Here is a 21,869-nt window from a genome sequence, read left to right on the forward strand (position 1 = left end):
TTTTCCTAATAAAATTCTCGAAAAAACGAAGAAAAACTAACAAATTTTTGGATAATTGACAAAGATGATTTTAATTTGTAACTTGAGATCGGATGTTTTATTTTAAAGCATCAAGTGAATTATAAAAAATGCGTCATGGAAAGAATTGCTGTGTTCCCGGGATCTTTTGATCCGTTTACTATCGGTCACGAGGAAATCGTGAGAAGAGGGTTGAAAATCTTTGATAAAATCATTGTTGCCGTGGGTATTAACGCTGTAAAGCGAGAGTTCTTGGATGTCGATACCCGTATCGCAATTATCGAAAAGGTATTCAAGGGTGAGGATAAGGTAAGCGTGATGAGTTATTCCGGTTTGACTGTGGATTTCTGTGAGCAACAGCATGCCGGTTTTATTATCCGGGGATTGCGTACGGCTGCCGATTTCGAGTACGAGCGGGCAGTGGGACAGATTAACAAGGCGATGGATTCCAATGTGGAGACTATGTTCTTGCTGACCTCGCCCGAGCATACTTTTATCAGTTCGACGATTGTCCGGGATGTGTTTATGAATGGTGGCGATGCGACTAAATTTCTGCCTTCTCATGTTACAACGGAGGATTTACGACAATAAGGAGACCTTTTGATTTAGATGGGTTATTATCGGATATAAGCTAAAGAGGGCGTTCGGAAACGCCCTCTTCACGTGTGAAATTGAGTAATTGAATATTAAACGAGAGTATTTATATAGTTGTCTAGAAACTAAATCCGCTCTGGAATATATTCGACTGGCTATATGGAACCAGATTGCCCGAGAAGGTTAATTCCCGTCCGTTCGTGTTGGAACTTACGGTGGCGGTAGCGTAGTTACTGCCGTAACTCATACGCACGGTTACTTGGGCAAAAAGGGCGGCTCCCATGACGTTGAACGTGTAGGTGATGTTGCCGTTTTTATCCACTCTCTGGTTGATGCTGGAAGGCCAGCCGGTCAACGTGATTCCGCCTAGCCCGTTTGGTCCGGGGTTAAACCCGTTGAATGCCAGTTGCACGGATACTTGGTTGTTGTCCATGGCCACGAAGTTCGTGTTGTTGGTAACAGGTATTGCTCCCCCGAAATTGTTGAACAGGGTGTTGGCTTGTAATACCCAACTGTTGCTTTTGAGGGCTTTTACGGCATCCTGATAAGCGATCATATTTTGTTGTTCACGTACCATTTTCCGGTGCATACGCATACATGCCCTGTGTGCTTTTCTCTTTTCCCTTGTTTCTTTTTTGGTTTGTGCCTGCATGGCAAAGTCACTGAAAAGGAATGTAGTCATTGCCAATAAAAAAATAACTTTTTTCATAGCGTCTCTTTTTTGTTTTTATTAATTAGTTTAGCTTGTTCTATGGCATATACGACAATAAGAGCGAGAGGGTTTAATTTCTCGTTGAAAAAAAGTTTAATAATTTATGGTTTCTGTGTTTTAAAGCGGAAAAATAATTTCTAAAGTTGGAAAGAGAGGAAAAAAGTCTATTTTTGTATTCTTGATGAGGGATAGGTTTCGGGGGTGATGATTTGGGGTCGTAAATCGATGGGCTGCATGGAAGAAGCGGATAAAATATTGGTGCTTTTGAAGCAGGGGGATAAACATGGGCTGGAATTACTTTTCCGGCATTTTTATCGTCCCTTGGTGATGCATGCCTTGAAATTTTTGCCGCGGCAGGAGGAGGCGGAGGACGTGGTACAGGAAGTGTTTATCAAGTTTTGGGAACGGAAGCGTTTCGATATGATCGATCATTATTTGCGCTCTTATTTGTACCAGGCTGTGCGGAATCGTTGCCTGAATATTTTGGAGTCTCGGGCGGGAATAACCATGAAGCCGGTGGAGTCGCTGCTAGAGTTTTCCGACACGGAAACCCCGGACGATGCGGAATGGAATGACCGGGTCGAGGAGATCTACCGTGAAATTGACCGCTTGCCCGACCGTACACGGGAGATTTTTACTGCTATCGTTCTGGATGACAAGCGCTATAAAGAGGTGGCGGAAGAATTGGGCGTTTCCGTTAACACGGTGAAGACGGCGCTTTCCCGGGCTTTGGCTACATTACGGTCTAATTTAAGCGAGGGGGCTTATCTTGTTGTTTTATTGTTGGTTTTAGGAGGTAATTGATTTTTTTCGTAATTTTTTATTGATTTTTGTCACCCATTTTTTTCTTTTTCCTGTCGTAGGGGCAAATTTATAGGATAACCAAAACCAATAGGATTATGAGGAAAAATAGAAAATGGTGTTTATCTTTTGTGTTTTCCGTGTTAGCCGCGGCTTGTACCGTAGATGCTTACAATGTATCCTCTTCGAAGTCGGAAGCGGAGGAAAACAAACCTTTGAGTGAAACCTGGAGCGCGAGCCCGGAAGATCATTATTGTCTGAATGTGGTGTATTACGTGCCGGCGGATATGGACACGTTGAGTTTGTGGCACAAGCGCTTGTCCGGACTTACCTTGAACACGCAAGCCTTTTTCAAGGACAATATGGCGCGTTATAAATATGACAAGACGTTCGGGTTGGTCGTGAACGACTCGAACAAGAATTATATCCAGATGTCGTATATCAAGAGCAAGCGGGAATCTGCCATGATGAAACTTGCCGATGCGCGGGAGATGGCGAATGAGGTGATGGAATATTTCACGGCGAATCCTTCGGAAAAGCGGAGCAATCATTTTTTGGTGTATATGCCCACCTATACCGGGTCGTTTATCAACACGGTGTACTTGGATCCGAGCGGGAAGGGAGTGACGGATCACGCGATTACTTTTGCCGGGTGTGATGCCGAAAAATTCGATTCCAAGTTTTTGAAGTCTGCCCGGGGACGTGCGGCTTATCTGAGGAGTTTAGGCCAAGTGATGTACGAGCAGCTGTATTCCTTCTTGATTGCCGGCAATAATGGTCTGGTGACGGATTCCCGTTTTTCTCTCGGGGGAAGAGTGGGCGACGTGGTTAGTAACATGCTTAATTATACCAGATATTATGACGTTCCGGACAAGATTACCTTGACGCCGATCGACGCCTTTTGGTTGAATGAGATACAAGTGTTTAATAAAATAAGCGACCAACACGAATATATACCCGTGGAAGACGTGGAGATTGACGACGTGAAGTTCTCGTGGCTGGATGCCGAAGAAGGTATTTTCGGGCGGGATTCCTTGCTGGTGGAGTGTACATTCCGCAGTTCGGATGATTTGATCGGGGCGGTGATGTATCTTGACCCGTGGAGAGGCTTAACTGATGTCGCGCATAAAGACCCGAACCAACGGACGGATGAGGATGCCATGGCTTATTTGAAGAATAGCAGTGAATTTGAAAAGGTGGGTGAGAATACGTATAAAGTTTCCTTTTTGTTGTTGTGGAGCGAGATGAATCCGAGGAATGTAGACTATGTTCCCGGGACGACCGATCCGACTTTGTCAAATGTAGACGATCCTTCCACTCCATACATTGAAACATGGCAAATTTGTAAAGCCGAAATCCGTTTCCGGTTTATCGGGAAGGGCGGAATGGCTTACCCGCAACCGGGCGTGTCGTTGAAAGGAGATTGGGACTCTAATTTCCGCTGGTATTTCCAAATTCGACGTTACCGTACAAATATTATTACGATAAATGTAAATGTGCCGGATATTGTAGAACGTTATACAGAATAATTTAATATAAAAAGGGATGAATAGAATTTTGTTTTTAGTAGTGTTCGCGTTTATCGGAGGAAGTTTGTACGCGAACAGCGGAAAGAGTTTGTCAGAAAGAGAGTGTAAATCGGTTGCAACGGATACGGTCAAAAAGGGAAATGTAGATTTCCAGAAGTTGTTCCAAGCGGTGGCGGCTTCGGGGCAAAAGCCGAAGTTCCGTTTGACACAGAATATTACCCCGGTGAACGTCTCTTCCACGAATAAGCAAGTGAAGGTGTTGAAGTACGTGATCAACGATTCGATTTGCATGGTATGCCTGGATGTGAGCGGTTGCAAGGGAAAGCTGAGGGGGATTGACACGACGGCTTATTTGCGGACGGGAAGCCCGGAACGGACGTATAAGATTAAATCCGTGCAGGAAGGGAAGTTGCCCGTGAACACGAAGACGGCGTTGACATGGGATGCCAAGCATGACGTGGTGACGCTGGTGTTTCCCCCGGTAAAGTTTGTTCCCGGCGAGTGGGATTGGGATCTGGTGTTGTCGACGGCAAAAGATGGCGTGAAGATGAAGACGACATTCCAGAAAAGGTAGAGTCCTGGGGAAGATAGAGTTAAAGAATTAGCATGATGAATAAAAGTATTTTTATTGTGCTGCTGTTACTATCCTGTTTCAGCGGCATGGGGCAGACTCGTGTTATCGAGAAGCCGTTGTTCACATGGCGGACGTTGGATAACGTGGAGGTCCGGAAGGTGGTGTTGGGTCCCGAGGAGACGGTGGTGACCTTGGATGCCTCGGCTTGCGGGGGACGGTTGACGAAGGTGAATAGCGGGCTTTACTTGCAAGCGGACGGACAGCATTACGCGTTGCGGGAGTGCCGGGGAATAACGTTGCCCTCGAATATTATCAGTGAGGTGAAAATGGATGCGGCTCACCCGTGTTTCGATCTGGTATTTCCCGCTTTGCCGAAATCCGTGAAGTCGGTGGATTTGATTTTTTACAAGAATCTAAAAGGGGGATCTTATGAAATTCTGGATATCCAGTTGGAAAAGAAGCGAGCCGACGTGTTGAAACGGGTGCCTGCAGATTTGAAAAAGTATAAATTTGACCATACCCGCTCGTGGGAGAAGCCGGTGTACCGCTCCGGGCGAACCCGGTTGGAAGTGCATTTACTGGGTTACAAGCCGGAGATGGGCGAGTTGTTGAAGATTTCGTGGGACGGGTTGATGCCGGGCATGGAGGAGATACTGGTGGGCGAGGACGGTTCGGTGGTGTTGGAGGTGAACCAGTATATGACCACCTTGTTCCAGGTGCATTGCGGTGTCCGGAATATCGGCGTGGTGGTGGATCCGGGGGAGAATGCCGAGTTGTATATCGACTTGCGGGAAGCTAATTTGCGGTACAGCACTTATTTCCGGGACGGGAAGCGTCGCGCCGCGGGGTATTTCCGGGGTAATCGGATGGATTTGAATCAACGGTTGTTGGCTCGCCTGGATTTAAAGGCGGATACCGGTGATTTGTCCTGGGATAAGGATGTCACGGTGGATTTCGATAAGTATATTGATCTTTGTTTGAAGGCGTACCGGGAGGCTCAGGAGGCATTGGCGAGTGATCGTTCCTTGAGCGAGGAGTACCGCTATTATGCCGGCTTGGAGCTCCAATTGGCTTGCGTGAATCGAATTCAACGTGTTCGGGCGTGCATGGTGAACGTGTATGGATGGGGAATGGGTGATGAGCGTTTGCCACGGGTCACGTCGGGGTGTTTCGAGCGGTTAGGGGGGATTGATTTGAATAATTATGATTTGATGTTGGCGGATTGGCCGGGAAAAGACAATTTTTTCCGGTTGTTCAAGTCGGAAGAGGACGTGAAAGATGTTTTTGGAACGGGGTATATATTAGATGCTTACAAGGCATTGGCGTGCCAGAACCGTATCGCTCTCCGTTTGCCGTTGCGGGAACAGGAGATGACCGTGGCGCGTACGATGTCCAATCCGGATGTGGTGAAGGCATTTGAGACGGCATACGCGGAGGGGCCTGCCTTGTGGAAGAAGCATATTTCCAAACCGGGTTACCGGATATGCACGTTGCCCAAAGATATACCGGGCGAGCGGGTGTTCGAGGAAATTTTGAAGAATTACCGGGGGCGGGTGGTGTTTATCGATTGCTGGGGTACGGCTTGTGTGCCTTGTATCAAGGCCATGAAGATGATGCATCCCGTGGAGGAGGAGTTCAAGGACCGTGTGGCTTTCGTGTTTTTGACGAATGAGGCTTCGCCGGAGGAGTTGTGGCAACAGATGATTCCCAATATCGGGGGCGATCATTACCGGTTGCCGAAAAAGCAGGATCGAGCATTGGTGAAGCAATTTAATATTCAGGGAAATCCTTATTATATTTTGGTGGGGAAAGACGGGAAGGTACGGTACGAGTCGTTGGGATTCATGGGATGCGAGACGTTGCGGAAGGTGTTGCGGGAGGCGGTGGAGGATTTATGATTTAAGATTTATAATTTAAGATTTAGGATATGAAAAAGTTTGTATTGTTTGTATTTGCGGTGATGTTGGTCGCTGGGGTGAAGGGACAGGAGAAGTTGGAGTGGTATTTTGAAAAGGGAATGGTGAAGTCGTTTCTCGGGAAAAAGGCTCCTAAATTGGTCGTGGAGGAGTGGGTGTCAGCCAAGGCGGATACGGCAGGGAAGTTTATCGTGTTGGAATTGTGGAAGATCAATTGCAATCCCTGTGTGAAGAATATGCCTCATATGAATGAATTGAGCAAGAAATTCAAGCAGGAGGTGGCTTTTATCGCTTTGGGGTCCGACCCCGCGGAGAAGGTGAGGACGACGGATCGAGTGAAGATCGAGTTTTTCAATGCCGTGGACACGAAAAAGACGACCATGCAGGCATTGGGGTTGAAATTCGTGCCTTACACGCTGGTGATTGACCCGAAAGGAATCGTGCGTTGGGAAGGAAGTCCGGCTAATTTGACGGAAGAGGTATTGAAAGAAATTATTAAAAAATACAAGAAGTGATGAGAAGGATTGTTTTGCTATTATTTGCCTTGATCCTGGGTGTGTCTGTTTCCGCGCAGAAGAAAAAGGATAATAAAGATCAAGTGTACAAGTACGTGAAGTCTTACTTGAATCAGCCGGCGCCGCCGTTGGTGGTGCGGGAGTGGTCGACGGAAGTTCCGGATACCACGGGGAAGTTTATCCTGTTCGAGGTGTTTGGGACACATTGTCCGCCTTGTTGGAAAGCGGTGCCGAGGCTGAACGGGTTTCACGCGAAGTATAAAGACCGGATGGTGATTATCGGGGTGAATCGAAGTAACGCTCGTTTGCCCCAGGAACCGCATGCCGATTATTATAAAGGGGTGGATAAGGAAGGGACGACGTATAATGCTTTGCAATTGAAGTTTGTTCCCTGGGCGTTGTTGGTCGATCCGAGCGGTATCGTCCGCTGGGAGGGGAGCCCCAATGATCTGACGGATGAGATTATCACCAAGATATTGAAGAAGTATAAAAAGAAGAAAAGCAGAAAGTAGTGTTCACCGGAACGCGGATTGTAAATTTTGTATGTGATGAATAGATATTTATTATGGATAATCCCTTGTCTGTTCGCCCTTTCGGGAATGGGACAGAAGGTCAACTACAAGTTGGCGGAACGGTTCACGGAGCAGAGTTTGAAAGCGCTGGTCGGCACATTGCAAGTATCGCCTACTTTCATCAATCATGGAGATAAGTTCTGGTATCGTTACACGACGACGGAGGGATGCCGTTATTATATTGTCGATCCCCGCAAGAAGTCGCACCGGGAAATGTTCGATCGGGAATACATGGCGGGAGAGATTAGTAAAGCAACGGGGGACGTGTTAAATCCGAAGGATTTGAAATTGTTTTTTAAGTTTTTCGAGGGTAATGACGATGTTTGTTTCATCGAGTGGGGGAATAAGGCTTTTAAGTATGATCTGAAGAGCCGGAAGGTGGTTTGCCTGGATTCGATGCCCAAGGAACCACGGAAGGTATCAGCGTCCATGCCGAAGAAAAAAACGTACGTGGGGACGTATTCCCCGGACAGCACGTACGTGGTGTACGTGAAGGAACATGACCTTTATTTGCTTTCCGTGGCGGACTCGGTGGAGACCCGCTTGACGACGGACGGGGCGAAGGAGTGTTCGTTTGCGGTGCATGACAAGGGGAAAAATCCTGCCAAGGGGAATGTCACCTGGTTTGCCGGAGGAAAAAGTTTTATCGCGGAACGCACGGATTACCGGAATTACAAGCCGCAGAAGTTCGCCGTGGTGAACAGTTTGGGGAAGCGTCCCACGTTGAATGAATACGAGTTTGCCGTTCCGGGGGATGATTTCGGGAGCCAGCCGGAGGTGTTTTTCTTCCGCGTGGACGAGAAGAAACCGGTGAAGGTTGCCACGGAGAAGTGGAATAGCCAGAAATACCAGCTTTATCTGCCGGTCAAGTACGCGACCGTGACGAAGCACGTGTTCTTCACCCGGAAAAAGCGCACTTGCGAGGAGATGGAATTTTGTAAAATCGATCCGGAGACGGGCGAGGTGAAGGTGCTCATTCATGAGGTGAGCCGGCCTTATTTGAGTGATGACTATTTCCATGTTTCATTTTTGCGTGAAGGGAATGATATTATCTGGTGGTCGGACCGTACCGGTTACGGGCATCTGTATCACTATGACAGTGACGGGCGTTTGTTGAACGCGATCACCGCGGGCAATTGGACAACGAGCCGGGTGTTGAAGACCGACACGGTGCGCCGGGAGGTTTATTTCGAGGCTTACGGGCAGGTAGAAGGAGGCAATCCTTATTGTGCCCGGGTGAATAAGGCTTCGATCGACAAGGAGAAAGTGGTGATGTTGACCCCGGAAGAGGGTATGCACGAGGTCTATTTCTCGGAGTCGTTTCGTTATTTGGTGGACAATTATTCCCGTCCGGATTTGGAGCCGCGCAGCGTGGTGAGAGATAATAACGGGAAATTGATATGCGAGTTGGCTTCTCCCGATTTGTCCCGTTTGTACGCGACGGGGTGGAAGATGCCGGAACCGATCAAGGTGAAGGCCGCTGACGGGGTGACCGATTTGTACGGTTACATGTGGAAGCCGGTGGATTTCGATTCGACGAAGAGCTACCCGATTATTTCGTACGTGTATCCCGGTCCACAGGCCGATGCTGTGCCGAGGAGGTTTAATCTTACCGGGTATTTCAATATGCCGTTGGCTCAAGTGGGATTCGTGGTGGTAACGTTCGGCCACCGGGGCGGAGTGCCTTTCCGGGAAAGATGGTATCACACGTTCGGGTACGGCAATTTGCGGGATTACGCTTTGGCAGACGATAAATACGGCATCGAGCAATTGGCAGACACGTATTCCTTTATAGACCGTGACCGGGTGGGAATATTCGGGCATTCCGGGGGAGGATTCATGTCGGCGGCGGCTATCTTGACTTACCCTGATTTCTATAAGGTGGCGGTGTCGGCTTCCGGGAATCATGATAACACGATCTACAACAAATGGTGGGGCGAGACGTTCCACGGGATCAAGGAGGTGGCCGCGAAAGAGACCAAGCGGGAAAAGAATATGAAAACCGGTAAGGATTCGAGCACGGTGACCGAGAAGATGAAGTTTGAATTCAAGGTGCCCACGACCATCGAGTTGGCGAAGAACCTGAAAGGGCATTTGATGCTGGTGACTGGCGATGTAGACCGGAACGTGCACCCGGCACACACGCTTCGCCTGGCGAATGCTTTGTTGTTGGCGGGAAAGAATTTCGATCTGGTGATTTTGCCGGGGCAGGAACATGCTTACAATGGCACCCATTTGGATTTCTTCGAGCGGAAGATGTGGTTCCATTTTGCCAAATACCTGTTAGGGGATTATTCGTGCGAGGAGTTTATCGAGTTGGATGATTATTTAAGAAAGTAAGATATAGTATAGTATGGATACGAGAATATTTATATCGTGTGTTAGTTTCATTTTTGCGGCTTATGCCGCTTCTGCCCAGCCGAAAGGCGGGCAGAAGCCCAAAGTCTTGCCGGCGCAATACTGGCAGATGGGATCCATGGATACCGAGAAGGTATTCGGGGCGGAGATTTGGAAAGCGTATGATTATTTGAAAAAATACGAGCCGAAGGCAAAGACGGTCGTCGCGATTATCGACGGGGGTGCGGAATTGGACCATGAAGATTTGAAAGATGTGCTGTGGGTGAACCGGGACGAAATTCCGGGAAACGGGATTGACGATGACGGGAACGGGTACGTGGATGACGTGCACGGGTGGAATTTCGCGGGACGGAAGGATGGCACCCAGCTGGAAACCGGAAGTCTGGAGGCGGACCGGGAATACCTTGTCCTGTCAGAAAAATTCGAGGGAAAGGATATTGCCCGTTTGTCGAAGAAAGAGCGTCGGGAATATCGTTATTTCAAAGAGGAGGTAGAACCGATTGCATCTATCGGTCAGGCAAAACGAAACATCGTCGGGGCAAAGGCAGCCGAGCGGTACGCGGAGCAATTTGAAAAGGAATTGCGGGCGACAGACCCGGATCGGAAAGCCTTTTCCGGTAAGGATTTAGCCTCGATCATGAAGGAAGATGAACCGGATGCCGACCGGGTTGCGGCTTACGAGTTTTTTCTCCGGAAATTGCGAAGCAATCCGCTGATGTCCTGGACGAAATTGTATGCCCAACGGGGCGGTTTCGTGCAGGAAGCCGAAAAGGAGTACCGGAAACGGATCGAAGTGACGAAGATTTCCGAGCAGGAGCGCGCGGCTTTGGGTGACCGTCTTCACGATGGTGCCGACCGGAAATACGGGAACAACCGTCTTGACGGGAAAAAGAGTTCGTTGCACGGGATGCACGTGGGAGGCATCGTGGGGGCAGCCCGGAATAACGGTGTCGGCATGGACGGCGTCGCCGACGTGGAGCTGATGTTTATCCGCCTGCACGAGGGAGATGGCGATGAGCGGGATAAGGATGTGGCGGCGGCTATTTATTACGCGGCGGACAACGGCGCCCGGGTGATCAACATGAGTTTCGGGAAACGTACTTCACCCGGCCGGGAGATGGTGGAGAAAGCGTTGCGCTATGCCGAGAAGAAAGGCATTTTATTGGTACACGCGGCAGGAAATGACGGGGCGTCGATCGAGAAACATCATTTATACCCGTCGAAACACGCAACCGGGAAAAAGGATTTGAAGCATTGGATTGCCGTGGGTTCTATCGGGATGTCGGGACAGCCGGCAAGATCGTCCAATTACGGGAAACGGGAAGTCGATCTTTTCGCTCCCGGGGATGGCGTTTATTCCACCGTACCGGGCAATAAATACAAGAATTTACGGGGAACGAGCATGGCGGCTCCGGTGGTGACGGGCGTGGCAGCCCTGATTTGGAATTATTTTCCGGAATTGAGCGCCCGGGAAGTGAAACAGGCGATACTGGAAGGAGTGACTTCCCGGAAAGGGGAGATGGTGACCCGGCCGGGATTGAGCGGTACGCTGGAGCAAGTTGATTTCGGGGAGTTGTGTGCCACGGGGGGCGTGTTGAATGCCTTGGGAGCCGTGAAGATCGCGGAAGAGATGCATGTAAAAAAGTCAAAATAGACGGCAGATGAAGCGGACATTATTAATTATCGGAATAGTTGTTCTTGCCGCTGTCACGGTTGCCGTGTTCCGGATTTGTACCCGGGAGAAAGGGGCGGTGGTGGAGGATGTTACTCCTCTGCTGGGTATTTACGAGGGGGAAGCGACGATCGTTTTGCCCGATCATTTGAAGAAAATGGCGGCAAATATGACGGCGAACGGGCAGAAACTTTTGCCGGACGGACCGATTCCTTGTAAAGTGGAAGTGAAGTTGAACGGGAAAAAGGAGGTGTGCATGGAACTGGTGGATTTTAAGATGCCCGTGGAGGGGATTACTCTGGAACCGTCTGTCTGTACGGTGACTCAGGCTGAATCGATTTACCGTTTGGAGGGGAAGGGGAGCGTGAATTATAACACGCAAACCTTGAATTATTCCCACCAGGGAAAGATTCAAAACCGGGAAATGGAGGTTTTGTTGACTTTGGTGGTTGTCCCGATGGTGGCGGAACCGAAAGTCGTTTTTAAAGGGAAAAAAGTATAATGTTTTATTTTAACCGATACATACTTATGAGAGAAAATTGTACCTATTTTTTACACGGGAAAAGTTCGGCATCTGCTCGATGGAGCGGGATGGTGAAACTGATCGTGGCGTTTGTGATGCTTTCCGTCGGGACGCTGGCCCACGGTTCGACCGGAGCGGGGTATTCCGCCCTGAAATTTGACGGGCAGGCATTGCCGCAAGCGAAATTGAAAGTATTGACGGGCGTGGTACTCGGGCAAGACCGGGATACTTTGCCGGGGGTGAATGTGGTTATCAAAGGGAGCACGCGGGGCGTGGTCACGGATGCCCATGGGAAATTTGTACTTCCGTTGCCGGAGAAGACGGACGGAATAATTATTTGTTTCTCTTTTATCGGAAAAAAGCCAAAAGAGATTAAATTTACCGGGCAAACCGATCTGCAAGTAATCATGGAAGATGAAACCCAGGAAATAGAAGAGGTGGTGATCACCGGATACCAGAAAATCGAGAAACGGCACTTGACGAGTTCCGTGACTTCATTGAAGATGGACGACATCATGATGCCGGGGATTACTACGGTAGACAAGATGCTGGAGGGGCATGTGCCGGGCATGATCTTTATGCAGAATTCCGGGCAGGTGGGTGCCGCCCCGCGATTGAGAATCCGGGGTACTTCCACGATACTGGGGACACAGGAGCCGTTGTGGGTTTTGGACGGTATTCCATTGACCGATCCCGTGAACGTGAGTCCGGAACAGATCAATGACTTGGATTTCGTGAATCTGTTGGGTAACGCGATTGCCGGGTTGAACCCGAATGATATCGAGCAGATCGACGTGTTGAAGGATGCTTCCGCCACGGCATTGTACGGAACGCGGGCGGCAAACGGGGTGATCGTGATCACCACGAAACAGGGAAAACCCGGTCCCCCGACCGTGTCTTACGGTTTTACGGGAACTTACACGAGACGTTCCCGTTATTCGGACCGGAATGTAAACGTGATGAATGCCTTGGAGCGTATCGATTATTCCCGCGAGGCGATAGAAAAAGGATTGAGTTATTCGAACATCAGTTCGTGGGTGGGGTACGAGGCAGCTTTGATGGATTATTATAGTGGTAAGCTTACTCACGATGAATTCGTGGAGAAGGTTAGTTTTTACGAGAGTAATAACACGGATTGGTTCGATATTATTTGCCGGGATGCGTTCTCTCACAATCACAGTTTGTCGATTTCCGGAGGATCCGCCAATATGAAGTATTACGCCTCCTTGGGATACAGCCGGGAGAACGGGGTATTGAAAAAGGAACAAGGAGACCGTTATACCGCGATGATGAGGTTGAATTTGAATTACGATAAATTTTCCATGTCATTCGGTTTGTCCGGGAATGTGCAGGAAAAGCACTATACCCCCAACGAGGTGGGGTTGATGGGCTATGCTTACAATACCAGTCGCGGTGTACCTGCGTACAACGAGGACGGGTCGATGTGGTATTATCCGAAACGGTTAGAGGGAAGAAATTTTGATGTGAATTATAATATTTTGCAAGAACGGGACAATACGTCACAGGAAATGAATTCCAGCGGATTGTCTTTGACGACACAGTTAGGATATAAGATTTTCCCGAATCTGAAGGCTGAAGCCACATTCTCGTACACGATCAACAATTCGGACCAGGAAACCTATTTCGGGGAGAAATCGGCATACGCGGCTGCTTTGGCGGGTAAGGTATATAACGGAACCCAGTTTAAGGAAGTGTTGATGCCTTTCGGTGCCGAATTGCGGAAAGAGAACACGAAGAACACGAACTATATGTTGCGGGGACAGTTGAATTACTCGAAATTCTTGGATGAAGCACAAAATCATATGATCACGGCTTCCGTGGGAGGAGAGCTTTCCTCCACGAAATACACGGGAATCAAGCAAACGCACCGGGGATACTTGAAAGAGCGAGGCCTGTTGATTTCCACGTTTGATTCCGGTAGTTATCCGGATTTTGAAAAATGGCTGGTTTCCACGCAGGATGCCCGCGGAATACTGAAAGACCAGTTGACGAACTCGGTGTCGGGGTATGCCACGGTGTCTTATTCCTACCAGAACAAGTATATCCTGAATGCCAATATGCGTATCGATGCTTCCAATAAGTTCGGTAGCCGGGCGAACGATAAATTGTTGCCCGTGTGGTCGGTTTCCGCCCGTTGGAACATGAAGGAGGATCTGTTGCCGAACTGGGGATGGGTGAATGATCTCTCCTGGCGGGCTTCGTTCGGGTACCAGGGAAATATGTTGGATTCGGAGAGCCCGGAACTGATCATCAAGAAGGGCGATCTACATACTCAGATGGATAATTACCGGTCAACGATTTATAAATTCCCCAACCCGAATTTGTCGTGGGAAAAGACAGCCAGTTTAAACACGACCGTAGATTTTGCCTTCTTTAAAAACCGGGTGAAAGGTAGTTTCTCCTATTTCTATAAAAAGACCCAAAATGCTTTCCTCTCGAAAAAGATATCCGTGATCAACGGTGTACGCCAGTACACGGTGAACCAGGGAACGGTGGAAAATACCGGGGTGGAATTTGCTTTCCAGGTGTACCCGATTCCCCCGGGGTTGGGAGCTGCCGGCGGCGGGAAACGGGGTTTTACGTGGCGTATCGACCCGCAGTTGGGGCAGGTGTTGAACAAGTTGATCAACAAGGTGACGGAGAACAAGAAAGGGGATCGGACTTTGCATGATGATTACACGTATGAAGATTACCTGAACGGAAACGCACAGGTGTCGGGAAGACCGTTGAATTCGTTCTTCTCGTATGAATTTACCGGCTTGGACCCGCGGAACGGGGCGCCTACTTTTGCCCGGATCGGGGAGGAAAATTGGGAGCAATATGCCGAAATGACGAATGACGAAGTGTGCCTGACGGTGATGGATTATTCCGGGTGCCGGGTGCCTTATTTGCAAGGTAGTATTTCCAACACATTCGGTTACCGTCAGTTTACCTTGAGTTTCAGTTTGGCTTACAGCATCGGTTCCAAGATACGTTTGATGAAGCTGTATGACAACACGAGTTCCAACGTAAGCGCCCCGCAACCGGTGCAGAACTTGCGCCGCGAGTTAGTGGACCGTTGGAAAAAGCCGGGAGACGAGAAAAGGACCAATATCCCGGGCATTTTGTCCTCGGCGGATTACGCGGAAACCGTGGACAAGCCTTGGTGGAAAAATGAAAACTCTTATAAATTCGGGGAGAATATCTGGCAAATGTATAATAATGCCGATATTCGGGTCGTGAGCGGTAATTATTTGAAATTGCAGAGTCTTAATTTTCGGTACAATCTTCCGGAGGAGTTGTGCAAGAGAATGCGGGTGAGCGCCATGTATCTTTCGTTCTCGACTTCCAACCTTTTTACCTGGAGTTCCAAGAAGTTGAAAGGACAGGATCCGACCTCCCAATCGGGATCCGCATCGTCGATATCGGTTCCGGTGCTTCCGAGTTACACGTTAAACCTGAATGTATCATTTTAAATAGGGAATTATGAAAAGATATACGATTTATATATGGTGTTTTTGGTTCCTGTTGAGCGGGTGCGGGGATTTTTTGGAGGAGCAGTCACAAGATTTGACTTATGCCGTGAATTGCGCGGATTTGGAGGAGTTGTTGGTCGGGAACGCTTACGCATACGGTTTGCCGGCGTCGAAAACTTTGACGTCTGCTGCCTTGAAGAGTACGGATCCGAAGACCGGCGGATATTATTTCCCGGGTCTTCACGTGATGGACGATGACGTGACTGCCAACGTGTTCGGGCAGGAACAGAAGGTGTCCACCCAACCCTATTCGCTTTTGGGGGCGTTTTACCGGTGGGATGAGAACACGAACCACGACGGCAGTTCGGAGTATGACGACCCGAACTGGATCCGGTTGTACACGCATATCGGGGTGACGAATGCCGTGTTGTCAAAGGTGGATGAGTTCACGGAGGAGCCGGAGGCAGACCGGAACCGGGTAAAAGGTCAGGCCCTCTTTTTGCGGGCGTATTACTACTATTTTCTGGTGAATCTGTACGCGAAACCTTATTCAGCCATCACGGCGGACACGGACTTGGGAGTTCCCTTGAAGACGTTTGCTTACGTGGATGACCGTTACTGGGGGCGTGCTTCGGTGGACAGCGTGTATCACCAGATCGTGCGGGATTTGCAAGGAGCGGTGGCTTGTTTGGAGGGCATGGAGATGAAAAATCGTTTTTGGGCGAATGAAGATGCCGCCCGTTTGCTGCTGGGACGGGTGTACTGCTACATGGGCAAGTGGGAGCTGGTGCCTGAATTGTACGAGAAGTTGTTTAGAAAATATGCATTGGCAGACATTGTTGCCGATAATAAAGCTCCTTATATTTCGGTTACGAGCCCGGAATTGATATTCACCATGGGGCAGGATTGCCGGGAAGCTATTTTTAAAGGTCCGTCGAATTCGACCGGTACTTCCGCTTTCGGCATTTCGAGCGAACTGGAGCAATTGTACAAGACCGGGGATGCTCGATTGATGGTGCGTTGCTCGACGGAACTGGAATCGGGCCGGATTTACCCGAAGAGGATGGACCCGTACGCGTCGGATATGTTCACGTTGCGTATCTCGGAGGCGTATCTGAACCAGGCGGAGGCGCTTGCCATGACGGGGGATGAAGCCGGAGCGCGGGCGTTGATCCAACAGTTGAGAGAAAAACGGATCGCGGCAGGAAACGTGGGTACCGTGACGGAGAGCGGGGAACAATTGATCCAATTTATCCGGGAAGAGCGGAGGAGGGAACTTTGCTTCGAGGGGCACCGCTGGTTCGATTTGAGAAGATATGCCGTTTGCCCGAATTACCCGGAGAGCAAGGAAATACGCCATATATCCTACGTGCACACGAGCGGGTCGAAATATCAACCGGGAATGAACGAGGGGTATTATTTGCTGGACGCTTACCCTGCCAAAAACTGGGTGTTGCCTATTCCTGCCTTTGATGTCGAGGAGAATCAGGGCCGATTGGAACAGAATGAACGAAATAAAAGTATCCTTTACTAAAACGAACGCTTATGAAAACAAGAATATTAGTGATTAGCCTGTTGTGCCTGCTGGGGTTAGCGGGATGCGAGGAGGACGATGCTTTGGCGCCTTCTTACAAGGACCGGAACTGGTTGACGGTAGAAGACGATCCGAATGACCCGTTGACGCATTTGCGGTACCGGGTTTACACGGAGCAGGGGGTGAATATTTTGTATAATGACACCTTGGGAAGCGAGGAACGGTATGACTCGCAGGGAAATTTGTACATGTATTATGAGGTGTGGCGGCCGGGATATGCCGTATCCAGTAACAGCAAACCGAAATACGTTTTGCCAGACGACCGGGCGGATGTGCTGGCTATGGCAGAGATGATGGATAAGTATTTGTTTGATTATTTGCGCAAGGATAAACGTCCGCTGGTCTATTTGTTGGCGGATACCCTGTGGCAAAGTTCTTTTAACACGACAACTCCCCCGGAACGGTATATGAAATTCCTGACCACGGTTTGTATCGGGAGAATCGAGGAAGCCCGGCAGATGAGCGATAGCGCACAGAAGAGTTTTATGGCGGAGTTGGCCGGTTTGGAATACGTGGACGACGTGAAAGGGTGTGAATTGAATGAGAAGTTGTATGCCGAGTTTGATTCGGTCAGGTATAGGGTGCAATTGTCGAATGACTATAGTCCGGTTAATTGGTTGAGGGGTATCTTGAGCAAAGGGACGAGTACGGTCAAAAAAGTGCCGGAGCCGGAGCTGTTCGGATTCCTGTTCTATTCTTACCGGGCCGTAAATCGGATATATGCCCCCTCGGAGCAACAGGAGAGGGCAAGTTATATCGGGTTGATATTGAGTTGCACGGATGCGGAGATCCGGGAGAGGTACAAAAAGTATCCTGCCGTAATCGCGAAGTATGAGGTGATGCGGGAGATGATGGTGAATGCGGGTATATTGGAGAAATGATGAAGAGGATAAATCGGTTAAGGCATCCTTTGGCGGGATGCCTTAGCAAAACCCTTGGCCTTTTTTTCGGGATTTTGGTCAGCGGCGTGCCCGGACGGGTGGCCGCACAGGAGCGGATCACGATAGAACAGTGCCAGCAATGGGCCCTGGAGAATTACCCTGCCATCCGGCAGCACGGGTTGTTGGAGCGGGCGCGGGAATACACGTTGTCGAATATTTCGCGGGCGTATATGCCGGAGTTCAGCCTGACGGGGGTGGCATCGTGGCAGTCGGAGAAGACGGAACTGAAGTTGAAATTGCCGGAGAAGGTGAATATCGCGGTGGATTTGAATCAAGTGGCTTCTGATAATAATACGACGTTGCCCGGTAATGTGACGACGTTGCCGACCGTGAATGTGCCGGTGTCGATCCCGAATATGACGATTCCCGTGAGTGACCAGGACCGTTACAGCGTGTCGCTGTCGTTGAAGCAGGCGTTATGGGCGGGAGGAAGAGTGAAAGCCGGCAAAGAGATGGCAACGGCGGAAATTGAGATGATGCATGCCGGGCTGGACGCACAATTGTACGAGATCAAAGATAAGGTGAAACAATTGTATTTCGGGTTGCTGACGATAGACGGGCGGGAAAAGCAATTGAACCGGGCGGACGAGATCCTGGACAGTTTGCGGAGGCGTGCCGAGATCGCGTTGAAAGAGGGTATCATTTATGAAACGGATTTGGACGTGATTGACGTGGAGCGCATTAAATACAGGCAGTTGCGGATGGAGTTGAATGCCAAGCGAGAGGCTTGCCTGGGTGTGTTGTCGAGTTTGATCCATCGCCCCCTGACGAAAGAGACCTTGCTGGAGATGCCTAGGGGAATGGCTTCTTTGAGAAAGGAGGAGATCAAGCGTCCGGAACTGGAGTATATGGACCGGAAGATCAAACGCCTGGATGCCGACCTGAAAATGGTGAATGCCGAGAATATGCCGAAGCTGGGGCTGTTCGCCCTGGGAGGATACGGGAAATCGGGATTGAACACGTTCGACAGTGATTTTAAACCTTATTTTGTCGGCGGTGTATTGCTGAGTTGGAATTTCGGAAAGTTGAACACGTTGAGGAATGACCGGAGGCTGGTGAAAGTGCAGCAGGAAAGCGTGGAGATCATGAAGGAGAGTTTCGTGTTTAACACGCGGATGGAGGTGTTGATGCAGGACGCGGAGATCCGGAAGTTGCAGGAGATGGTGAAGAGTGACGAGGAAACCGTGCGTTTGCGGGAAAATATCCGGAAAGCGTCCGAGGTGAAGTACGAGAACGGGGTGTACACAATATCGGAATTAATCATGGATGTGAATCAGGCATTGATCGCGCAACAAGAGAAAGTGCTGCGGGAAGTGGAGCTGGAGATGATGGTGTATTCCAAGAGGGTTACGATGGGGGATTTATGATTTATGATTGACGATTGACGATTGACGATTGACGATTTACGATTGACGATTTATGATTGACGATTGACGATTTATGATTGACGATTGACGATTTATGATTGATGATTTACGAATTTAGAGCTAAATATTTGGGGAGATGAAGAATAAGATTTTGAGTATAGTGGTTTTGGTTGTTCTGGGAGTTGGTTGCAAGGATCAGGCGGAAGAACGGGATGGTTCGGGAATGTTCGAGGCGAGGGAGATCATCGTGTCGTCGGAGATTAGCGGAAGGCTTGAACGGCTGGATGTCATGGAGGGGGATTACATCGAGGCGGGCAAGGTGGTCGGGCTGGTTGACACGATGCAGTTGCATTGGTTGAAGGTGCAGGCGCAACAGGCGGTGAAGGCCGTGGACGAGCGGATACCGGATTTGAATAAAGTGCTGGAAGTGTACCGGTTGAAGTTGGCGAAAGGGGAGAGAGAGCTGAAGCGGGTGGAGCGTCTGCTGCAAGGAAAGGCGGCGACGCAAAAACAGTACGATGACGTGAAGGCGATGGTGGATGAGGGACGTTCGATGTTGAAGGGACAGACCCATCAGGCGGAAGTCATGATCGCCGGAGCCCAAGCGGAAAGTGAGGCGATCGCCTTGAAAATCGATCAGGTGAATGACCAGATCCGGCGTTGCCTGGTGGTGAATCCGATAGACGGCACGGTGCTTGCCAAATATTCGCAGGAGAAGGAACTGGTGGCCCCGGTGAAGGCGTTGTATAAAATAGGGGATCTGAAGAACATGCACCTTCAGGTTTATTTGGAAGGAAAACGCATGGTAGGTTTGAGAGTGGGTGATCCGGTACGGGTGTTTGCCAAATTGGGTGGCGGCCAGGAACGGGAGTACCGGGGAAAGATCGCCTGGATCGCCTCGGAAGCGGAGTTTGTACCGAAAACCGTACAGACGGAAGATGACCGGGATAATCTGGTGTATGCCGTGAGGGTACACGTGGAGAATGACGGTTTCCTTCGGATAGGCATGTATGCTGACGTGAAGTTTAATACGTTATAAACGGTGTATGATTGTAGCGGAGAATATCGGGATGGTTTACCGGCAGATGCTGAAAGAGGTCGTTGCCTTGAAAAATGTTTCCCTGGAGGTGAAAAAAGGGGAAGTGTTCGGTCTGATCGGTCCCGACGGCGCGGGAAAAAGTTCGTTGTTCCGGATATTGACGACCTTGTTGTTGCCCACCGCGGGTCGGGCTTTCGTGGGGGGGCATGACGTGGTGGACCAATTCCGGGAAGTGCGGAATATCGTGGGGTATATGCCGGGAAAGTTTTCTCTGTACCAGGATTTGTCGGTGGAAGAGAACCTGCGCTTTTTTGCCCGGGTATTTGATACCACGGTGCAGGCGAATTACGGGCAGATTAAAGATATATACGAGCAATTGGCCCCCTTCAAGAACCGGCGGGCGGGCGCCTTGTCGGGCGGGATGAAACAGAAACTGGGGTTGTGTTGCGCGTTGATCCACAAGCCGGAGGTGTTGTTCCTCGATGAACCGACCACGGGGGTCGACCCGATTTCGAGGCAGGAGTTTTGGGATGTGCTGAAGCGCCTGAGCGGGGACGGGATTTCGGTGTTCGTGTCGACACCTTACATGGATGAAGCCCGTTTGTGTGACCGGATCGGGTTGATATTCAAAGGGGAGATCCTTGCCGTGGATGAACCGGACAAGCTGGTGAAAAGGCATGACCAGAAACTGGTGGCTTTCCGGGGACGGAATATGTACACGTTGTTGCAGGATATCCGGCAAGAGGCGGCGGTGTATTCCTGTTTCACGTTTGGCGATGCGTTGCACGTGACATTTCACGATCGGGAATATGTTGTCGACGAGTTGGTCCGGCGTTTGGAGGAGCGGGGGCATGAAGGCGTGGAATGGTGGCCGATAGAGGCGGGCATAGAGGATTATTTTATGAAACTAACTAATGACAGGTGTGATGGAAAAGGTGATTGAGGTGGAACGCCTGGCGAAAAAGTTCGGAAGCTTTACGGCTGTTGACCACATCTCGTTCGAGGTGTACCGGGGGGAGATCTTCGGATTCCTCGGGGCAAACGGGGCGGGGAAGACGACGGCGATGAGGATGTTGTGCGGGTTGAGCAAACCGAGTTTCGGGACGGGACGCGTCGTGGGTTTTGATATTAGCCGGGAAACGGAAAAAATAAAGAGCCGGATCGGATACATGAGCCAGAAATTCTCGTTGTACGAGACCCTGACGGTGAGGGAAAATATACGTCTTTACGGGGGAATCTACGGCATGAGCCGCGCGGATATCCGGAAGAAAATGGATTTGGTTTTAAGTGATCTCGGGTTGTCGGAAGAACGGAATACGCTGGTGCGTTTGTTGCCGCAAGGGGTGAAACAGCGTCTGGCGTTTTCCGTGGCGACTTTTCACGAGCCGCAGATTGTTTTCCTGGATGAACCGACCGGCGGAGTGGATCCTGCCGTGCGGAGGATGTTCTGGGAATTGATCTACCAGGCGGCGGCGAACGGGATCACCGTGTTCGTGACGACTCATTACATGGACGAGGCGGAGTATTGCGACCGGGTGTCGATCATGGTAGACGGGCGAATCGAGGCGTTGGACACGCCGTCTGCATTGAAACAGCGATATGGGGTTCCGGGCATGCAGGAGGTGTTTTACCTGTTAGCCCGGAAGGCACAAAGAAAAGACGGATAGT

The 21,869-nt window shown here is 49.8% G+C and carries 16 protein-coding genes and 1 pseudogene; 16 read left to right on the forward strand and 1 reads right to left on the reverse strand.

Annotation, left to right across the window (positions count from 1 at the left end):
- The first annotated feature begins 135 nt into the window (after nucleotides 1–135).
- On the forward strand, nucleotides 136–609 hold the full coding sequence (gene coaD / locus A3CY_RS0100590; protein WP_018335936.1) for a pantetheine-phosphate adenylyltransferase: 474 nt from the start codon (nucleotides 136–138) through the stop codon (nucleotides 607–609).
- A 121-nt stretch (nucleotides 610–730) separates the two neighbouring features.
- On the opposite strand, the gene A3CY_RS0100595 is transcribed toward coaD, so the two are convergent.
- The gene (locus A3CY_RS0100595) at nucleotides 731–1,321 is read right to left on the reverse strand and encodes a DUF4251 domain-containing protein (RefSeq protein ID WP_018335937.1); all 591 of its coding nucleotides are present in this window, start codon (nucleotides 1,319–1,321) and stop codon (nucleotides 731–733) included.
- Between the two features lie 237 nt (nucleotides 1,322–1,558).
- Between A3CY_RS0100595 and A3CY_RS0100600 the strand changes: the two genes are divergently transcribed.
- The 15 genes and pseudogenes from A3CY_RS0100600 (at nucleotide 1,559) to A3CY_RS23470 (ending at nucleotide 21,868) form a co-directional block, all read left to right on the forward strand.
- Nucleotides 1,559–2,128, forward strand: coding sequence for an RNA polymerase sigma-70 factor (locus A3CY_RS0100600; RefSeq protein WP_018335938.1), 570 nt, complete (start codon nucleotides 1,559–1,561; stop codon nucleotides 2,126–2,128).
- Between the two features lie 95 nt (nucleotides 2,129–2,223).
- Nucleotides 2,224–3,654 carry a hypothetical protein gene (locus A3CY_RS0100605; RefSeq protein ID WP_018335939.1) on the forward strand — a complete coding sequence of 477 codons (1,431 nt, stop codon included), beginning with the start codon at nucleotides 2,224–2,226 and terminating at the stop codon, nucleotides 3,652–3,654.
- A 16-nt stretch (nucleotides 3,655–3,670) separates the two neighbouring features.
- Nucleotides 3,671–4,228: a hypothetical protein gene (locus tag A3CY_RS0100610; RefSeq protein ID WP_018335940.1), complete on the forward strand. Its 558-nt coding sequence runs from the start codon at nucleotides 3,671–3,673 to the stop codon at nucleotides 4,226–4,228.
- A gap of 35 nt (nucleotides 4,229–4,263) precedes the next feature.
- Nucleotides 4,264–6,126, forward strand: coding sequence for a TlpA family protein disulfide reductase (locus A3CY_RS0100615; protein ID WP_040371213.1), 1,863 nt, complete (start codon nucleotides 4,264–4,266; stop codon nucleotides 6,124–6,126).
- Between the two features lie 29 nt (nucleotides 6,127–6,155).
- Nucleotides 6,156–6,659: a TlpA family protein disulfide reductase gene (locus A3CY_RS0100620; protein WP_155828144.1), complete on the forward strand. Its 504-nt coding sequence runs from the start codon at nucleotides 6,156–6,158 to the stop codon at nucleotides 6,657–6,659.
- Nucleotides 6,659–7,171, forward strand: a complete 513-nt coding sequence (locus tag A3CY_RS0100625; RefSeq protein ID WP_018335943.1) for a TlpA family protein disulfide reductase — start codon at nucleotides 6,659–6,661, stop codon at nucleotides 7,169–7,171. The genes A3CY_RS0100620 and A3CY_RS0100625 overlap by 1 nt, the downstream gene beginning before the upstream one ends.
- A gap of 36 nt (nucleotides 7,172–7,207) precedes the next feature.
- Nucleotides 7,208–9,571 (forward strand): S9 family peptidase, encoded by a 2,364-nt coding sequence (locus A3CY_RS0100630; RefSeq protein WP_018335944.1) that lies wholly within the window; start codon nucleotides 7,208–7,210, stop codon nucleotides 9,569–9,571.
- Between the two features lie 13 nt (nucleotides 9,572–9,584).
- The gene (locus A3CY_RS19925) at nucleotides 9,585–11,243 is read left to right on the forward strand and encodes a S8 family serine peptidase (protein ID WP_018335945.1); all 1,659 of its coding nucleotides are present in this window, start codon (nucleotides 9,585–9,587) and stop codon (nucleotides 11,241–11,243) included.
- A 7-nt stretch (nucleotides 11,244–11,250) separates the two neighbouring features.
- Complete coding sequence (locus A3CY_RS0100640) at nucleotides 11,251–11,763, forward strand: hypothetical protein (RefSeq protein WP_018335946.1); 513 nt, start codon at nucleotides 11,251–11,253, stop codon at nucleotides 11,761–11,763.
- Nucleotides 11,764–11,789: 26 nt separating this feature from the next.
- Entirely contained in the window at nucleotides 11,790–15,260 is a 3,471-nt protein-coding gene (locus A3CY_RS0100645) for a SusC/RagA family TonB-linked outer membrane protein (protein ID WP_240388106.1), read from the forward strand.
- 10 nt (nucleotides 15,261–15,270) lie between these two features.
- Nucleotides 15,271–16,794 (forward strand): RagB/SusD family nutrient uptake outer membrane protein, encoded by a 1,524-nt coding sequence (locus tag A3CY_RS0100650; protein WP_018335948.1) that lies wholly within the window; start codon nucleotides 15,271–15,273, stop codon nucleotides 16,792–16,794.
- A gap of 11 nt (nucleotides 16,795–16,805) precedes the next feature.
- A complete protein-coding gene (locus A3CY_RS0100655; RefSeq protein WP_018335949.1) occupies nucleotides 16,806–17,735 on the forward strand; it encodes a hypothetical protein in 930 nt (309 codons plus the stop codon).
- Nucleotides 17,735–19,162: a TolC family protein gene (locus tag A3CY_RS0100660; RefSeq protein ID WP_040371215.1), complete on the forward strand. Its 1,428-nt coding sequence runs from the start codon at nucleotides 17,735–17,737 to the stop codon at nucleotides 19,160–19,162. The genes A3CY_RS0100655 and A3CY_RS0100660 overlap by 1 nt, the downstream gene beginning before the upstream one ends.
- 136 nt (nucleotides 19,163–19,298) lie before the next feature.
- Nucleotides 19,299–20,201, forward strand: a complete 903-nt coding sequence (locus A3CY_RS0100665) for an HlyD family secretion protein (protein ID WP_018335951.1) — start codon at nucleotides 19,299–19,301, stop codon at nucleotides 20,199–20,201.
- 7 nt (nucleotides 20,202–20,208) lie between these two features.
- Nucleotides 20,209–21,868: pseudogene (locus A3CY_RS23470) on the forward strand (ATP-binding cassette domain-containing protein).
- Nucleotide 21,869: the final 1 nt, after the last annotated feature.

Origin of the sequence: Butyricimonas synergistica DSM 23225, assembly GCF_000379665.1 — a bacterium.
GTDB classification, from domain to species: domain Bacteria; phylum Bacteroidota; class Bacteroidia; order Bacteroidales; family Marinifilaceae; genus Butyricimonas; species Butyricimonas synergistica.

Excerpts from the sequence above, each read along its gene's own strand:
- coaD (WP_018335936.1), top strand. The coding sequence starts at position 136 with ATGGAAAGAATTGCTGTGTTCCCGGGATCTTTTGATCCGTTTACTATC.
- A3CY_RS0100595 (WP_018335937.1), bottom strand. The coding sequence starts at position 1,321 with ATGAAAAAAGTTATTTTTTTATTGGCAATGACTACATTCCTTTTCAGT.
- A3CY_RS0100600 (WP_018335938.1), top strand. The coding sequence starts at position 1,559 with ATGGAAGAAGCGGATAAAATATTGGTGCTTTTGAAGCAGGGGGATAAA.
- A3CY_RS0100605 (WP_018335939.1), top strand. The coding sequence starts at position 2,224 with ATGAGGAAAAATAGAAAATGGTGTTTATCTTTTGTGTTTTCCGTGTTA.
- A3CY_RS0100610 (WP_018335940.1), top strand. The coding sequence starts at position 3,671 with ATGAATAGAATTTTGTTTTTAGTAGTGTTCGCGTTTATCGGAGGAAGT.
- A3CY_RS0100615 (WP_040371213.1), top strand. The coding sequence starts at position 4,264 with ATGAATAAAAGTATTTTTATTGTGCTGCTGTTACTATCCTGTTTCAGC.
- A3CY_RS0100620 (WP_155828144.1), top strand. The coding sequence starts at position 6,156 with ATGAAAAAGTTTGTATTGTTTGTATTTGCGGTGATGTTGGTCGCTGGG.
- A3CY_RS0100625 (WP_018335943.1), top strand. The coding sequence starts at position 6,659 with ATGAGAAGGATTGTTTTGCTATTATTTGCCTTGATCCTGGGTGTGTCT.
- A3CY_RS0100630 (WP_018335944.1), top strand. The coding sequence starts at position 7,208 with ATGAATAGATATTTATTATGGATAATCCCTTGTCTGTTCGCCCTTTCG.
- A3CY_RS19925 (WP_018335945.1), top strand. The coding sequence starts at position 9,585 with ATGGATACGAGAATATTTATATCGTGTGTTAGTTTCATTTTTGCGGCT.
- A3CY_RS0100640 (WP_018335946.1), top strand. The coding sequence starts at position 11,251 with ATGAAGCGGACATTATTAATTATCGGAATAGTTGTTCTTGCCGCTGTC.
- A3CY_RS0100645 (WP_240388106.1), top strand. The coding sequence starts at position 11,790 with ATGAGAGAAAATTGTACCTATTTTTTACACGGGAAAAGTTCGGCATCT.
- A3CY_RS0100650 (WP_018335948.1), top strand. The coding sequence starts at position 15,271 with ATGAAAAGATATACGATTTATATATGGTGTTTTTGGTTCCTGTTGAGC.
- A3CY_RS0100655 (WP_018335949.1), top strand. The coding sequence starts at position 16,806 with ATGAAAACAAGAATATTAGTGATTAGCCTGTTGTGCCTGCTGGGGTTA.
- A3CY_RS0100660 (WP_040371215.1), top strand. The coding sequence starts at position 17,735 with ATGAAGAGGATAAATCGGTTAAGGCATCCTTTGGCGGGATGCCTTAGC.
- A3CY_RS0100665 (WP_018335951.1), top strand. The coding sequence starts at position 19,299 with ATGAAGAATAAGATTTTGAGTATAGTGGTTTTGGTTGTTCTGGGAGTT.